Annotated in this window: 4 protein-coding genes; 1 reads left to right on the top strand and 3 read right to left on the bottom strand. The window is 63.2% G+C overall.

The genetic code is table 11. From position 1 onward, the window contains the following. Positions 1-210 (top strand): DUF4351 domain-containing protein (locus tag KUL93_RS11020; RefSeq protein WP_217127088.1); only part of this gene is annotated, 210 nt, incomplete at its 5' end. 433 nt (positions 211-643) lie between these two features. Here KUL93_RS11020 and KUL93_RS11015 read toward each other — a convergent pair. From KUL93_RS11015 to KUL93_RS11005, 3 genes are all read right to left on the bottom strand, one after another. Next, on the bottom strand, positions 644-2,686 hold the full coding sequence (locus KUL93_RS11015) for a hypothetical protein (RefSeq protein ID WP_217127087.1): 2,043 nt from the start codon (positions 2,684-2,686) through the stop codon (positions 644-646). Next, a complete protein-coding gene (locus tag KUL93_RS11010; protein WP_217127086.1) occupies positions 2,679-3,962 on the bottom strand; it encodes a hypothetical protein in 1,284 nt (427 codons plus the stop codon). Before KUL93_RS11010 ends, KUL93_RS11015 begins: the two co-directional genes overlap by 8 nt. Positions 3,963-4,027: 65 nt before the next feature. Beyond that, entirely contained in the window at positions 4,028-4,276 is a 249-nt protein-coding gene (locus KUL93_RS11005) for a hypothetical protein (RefSeq protein ID WP_217127085.1), read from the bottom strand. Between the last annotated feature and the right edge of the window lie 46 nt (positions 4,277-4,322).

Raw genomic sequence — 4,322 nt, 5'->3', positions numbered from 1 at the left:
CAGGGGTTGCAACAAGGGTTGCAGCAAGGTGAGGAAAAGGGTTTTTACCTCGGTGAGCTGCAAACCTTGCAGCGGCAGCTCACCAAACGCTTCGGGCCGCTTCCGGAAGCGGTGCAGGTGCGCCTGAGCACCGCAAGCCGCGAGGAGATCGAGCGTTGGCTCGATCGGGTGCTCGATGCGCACACGCTCGACGAGGTCTTTGCCGAGTAGCACGAACGCCTCCCAATCTCGGGCCTGCGCACCCTCCCGGTCATCGGCAATATCATAGGCGCAAATCACGGTATGGGTGATCGCGTAACCTGACGTTTCCGTTTTCCCCACCCATACAGCGACAAAATGCCCACGCTGCTTCATCGCAAGCCGTCGCTGCGCCCATCACAGCATCCTTCCATCCCCATCGCGTTCAAGGCCTGACGGCCTGACGCTGCAGCTTTTTGGTACGGAAAAGGGATCTACCGAAACAAAGAAAAGCAGGTTTCTGTAAAAAAGCAAAAAATGCAGCCGATCAGCGCGCCGGTCGGCTGCAGCACTCCATGAACACGGTGACAAGCCCAACCGGTTGGGATAAGGGTGTCGACCGTTTCACAAGAGGTCCCGAATTTATGCCTATTTTTTGTGCTTTTGTCCCATCGTCGGGCATGGCTCAAAGTGGCAGCGTTCCGTATCGAAGTGCGACCAAGGGGTCGGCAAAACTCTCCGCCTCCTGCGCTTCGCGTATGGCGATCGCATCCGGACACAGGTGTTTGTTCAGTTCGAACAGAGATACTTGCGGGTGGTTCAGCACTTTTGCGGCGCTTTGCCGGCGCACCTTGGCGAATTGTCGGTGGCAGGCTGTGGCTGTGTGCGTTTTGCCAAGCCAGGCGGCAAAGAGGGCGCTTTCCAGGAGGTATCGGGCGTCCTTCAGTGCTTCCAGCGCGCGCGCTTCGGCGTCATCGGGAAGTCGCTGCCCGGAAAGCGCAAGGTAGAGGAGGAAGTAGGCGGCAGGTCCCGGGTCTTCCTGCTGCCTGAGCGCGATGCGCGCCGCAGCGGCATAGCGCTCGGCAAGGTGCATCGCCAGGCGGGAGTCGCCTGCACGAGCCTGTTGCCAGGCCCACGCCGCTTGGGCACGCAGGCAGTAGAGAAGGGTATCGTTTCCTTTTGCGGTGGTGAAGGCTTTTGGGGGGATCTCTTCGGTCATCGCCGCGGCAAGCCACGCCCATTGGCCGGTCGGGGCGAATGCGGGGTGTTGGCGCGCGTACCAAGCCGCCGCGTAGAGGGCGCTTGCCGCTTCCCGTAGTCCCGATTCTCCGAGTTGCCGGGCATGGCGCCATTTTTTCGCCAGGCGTTCGAGCGCCGGTTCCGGCTGGCCCCGCCGCAGTTGGATTCGGGCGGTGAAATCAAGGTAGCGCCGTTCCGCTTGCGCGCTCTGTTCGGCGTCGGGCCAGTCGATCAGGTGGTAGTGGTTGCAGAGTTCCTGCGCCGCTTCGGGCAGATCCCAATCGATCAGTTGGTTGATGAGCGCACCGAGCAGCTTGCCGCGACCGCTTTCGTCTTCGTGGGTGTGTTCGAGCCCGGCCAGAAGGTAGCGCACCGCGCGCGGGTAATCGCCAAAGCGGCGGGCACCGTTTGCCAGCGCGTGAAAGCGCTGGGGTTGTGGGTTTTGGGCCAGGCTTTGTTCTACCGCTCGTTCCAAAGGCCGGATGGCGCCGTGGTCGAACTTTTCGGCAAGCCACAGAAGGGGCGGAGCAAGCGTTTCGCGCACGATGGGCCAGAGCGCGGCGGTGTTCCATAGGGCGAACGTCTGGGCAAAGTGCTCCTGCCCACAGCGCTCATCGAGCGGCAGCGGTTCACCAAACCGGACATGGCGCCAGTAGTGGCCGTGCCAGCGTTGGGTGAGCGGGATTTCGCCCCACAGGGTGAGGCGTTCGAGCCCCCCTGGGGCGGCGTCGGACTGCAGGTGCGTCAGCCACCGCGCGGGTTCCGGAGGCGAGGAGGCGCACTGTTCGAGATAGGTGTCAAGAAGGGCCGCGATGGTGGGTGCATCGAGGAGATCGGTTGCGGCCACCACCGTTTTGACGCCCCGTTGCAGCAGTTGGTCGACCAGCTCGGTCAGGGCGCCGTGATTGCAGGCCAAGAGCCACAGGCGCTCGATGTGGGTGAAGTAGGTTTCGGCGTCGAGCGCCGCTCCGTTGCGATCGCGCAATCCGGTGGTGCTGCCGTGCGCGAGGACGACCAGGGGTGTGTTCGCCGATATTTTGCGCGTCCGCAGTGCTTCGCGGGTGACGTGGCGCAAGCGCCGTTCGCGCACCCAGCGGGACAGTCGTTCGGCGAAGGGGTATTCGTGGCAGGGAAAAGCGTCGAAGCAGCGAAGCGGTAGGGTTGCCCACGGGCGGTCAGCAGGAGGGATGAATCGACCGCGGCGCACGATCAGCGCGTGCTCGGAGAGCGGTTTGCCCTGGAGTTGGGTGGTTTCCCACGGGGCGTGGTGCCATGCGGCAGGGAGTTCGGCATCGAGGAAGAGCAGCCACCGGCCGCCGTTTTCCCGTTTGGGGAGGAATGGGATGAGCGCGGCAAGGGGTGAGGCTTCCCACACCGTGCCGCTTGTCGGCGGCGAGCAGCGAGGAACCGTCCCGTGGTGGTTCGGGGTGAGGATCGCGATCCGGTCCTGGTGCGGCCAGATCGCAAGAAACGGCAGGGCGTCATCCATCCATGCGTTTCCGCAGCGCTTCCCCAAGCGGGATGGTGTCCGCAAGACCGTCGACAGAGAGGGTCAGGGTGGCGTACCGTTCGTCCCATCCGAACGTTTCTGCTTCACCCGGGGCAATCTCGGCGACTTCGAGCAGGTTGCCGTCGGCATCGCGCAGTTCGACGCTCAGTGGGCGCTCTGCTCCGTTGCGCACTGCAAGGAGCCCTTCTGGCGACCGCGGATCGCTCTGGTACACGATATGCGCCAAGTTACGCCAGTTGAGCGCGCAGGCGTTTTCTGGCACCGCTTGCGCGGTCTGGGCCGCATCGCCACTCATTGCAACGGCAATCTGGGGTTGCCAGGTGAAGGCGTCGCCCAGCGCGGCCACCAGGCGCTCCCAGAGCCGTTCGCCTTGTTCCCACCACGTTGTGCGCGGGGTGTCGTTGGCTGGCGCGACGTGGGTTTGTGTGGCCAAAGCACGCACCGCGGCAAGTGCCGCTTCGCGGATCGCATCGGCAGCGTCTAGGTAGAGCTGCTGGTAGCGGTGGCGGGGGTCGCCGTTACCGCCCAGATTACCGCCAGTAACCACCCAGTGGCCTGTCGAGGTCTCCCGCACCGCGATTTTGCCGATCGCAACCGGCAGGTAATCCGGGAGGGTATCGGTGAGAAAGTCGGCGGCTAGCGACCGGATCGCATCCAACCGGTCTTTTGCCACACGGCCCACGACGCGGGTTGCCATCGGCAGGTAGAGCCGCACCGGGTTCCACACCTGCACCATCGCCGCTTCCGGGTCGACGGCCCCCTCTTCTTCCTGGATCACGTGGTCCCATGGGCCGGCGAACTCGACCTCACCAGCGGCGATCCAGCCGTGCCAAAAGGTGGCCATCTCTTCGTCCGGCGCATCCAGTAGGACATAAAGCGGCGCAGTCATCACGCCCGGCATCGGTTCGGCGCCTTCGGGCAGGGTGATGCGCTCGACGCAGACGATCTGGCCCGGACGCCCAATGGGCTCGGTGCCGTGTTGACGGTTCGCCGCCACGCGGCGAGCGATCAGTTCGCGCAGTGCAGCGGGCATCGGTATGGCATCGCCTGGTTCGGCCACCGGTGCGGTCAGCGCGTCGTCCTCTTGCGCGACGAGCTCTTGGTACTGCCGCCATGCTTCTGAGGCGCGCACGGCGCGGGCGATCTCATCGGGAAGTTCGCCCCGCTCCACGGCCTGAATGAGCCCGATGGTGACGCCGAAGTGCTGGCGTTCGATCTCATGCAGCCGGGCAGAGAGGTGTTGCATCATGTCCATGGTAAACCTCTGCTAAAGCTTCTGATTGGTAGGGTTTGGCATTTCGCGGGGGTTGCGCAGGCGCATCATCCTTTTTTGGGGTGCTCTGTCATAGATAACGCCACGTCGCACAAAATGTTCAACGCACAGTGGATCGCTGCGATCTGATCATGGGCGATTGCGATGCCGCTTCGTTCGAGCCACTGCCCAATGCGTGTTTTGCGAAACGCCTCCACGGTCGTGGCGGTGCGCTCCCCTTTTTTGATCTTCCAGTTGATTCCCAGTTTTCTGACTTTGCTGTGGTACGCCGGAATTTGGTAGCTGTCAGGTACCATATCATTATATTCCCCGAAGTCGTGCTAAACTCTTCGAAGCGTACCG

Source organism: Hydrogenophilus thiooxidans (assembly GCF_019049855.1).
In the GTDB taxonomy this organism is placed as follows: Bacteria; Pseudomonadota; Gammaproteobacteria; order Burkholderiales; family Rhodocyclaceae; genus Hydrogenophilus; species Hydrogenophilus thiooxidans.
Note: the sequence above shows the minus strand (reverse complement) of the source record. Positions and strands in the feature narration are given on the sequence as shown.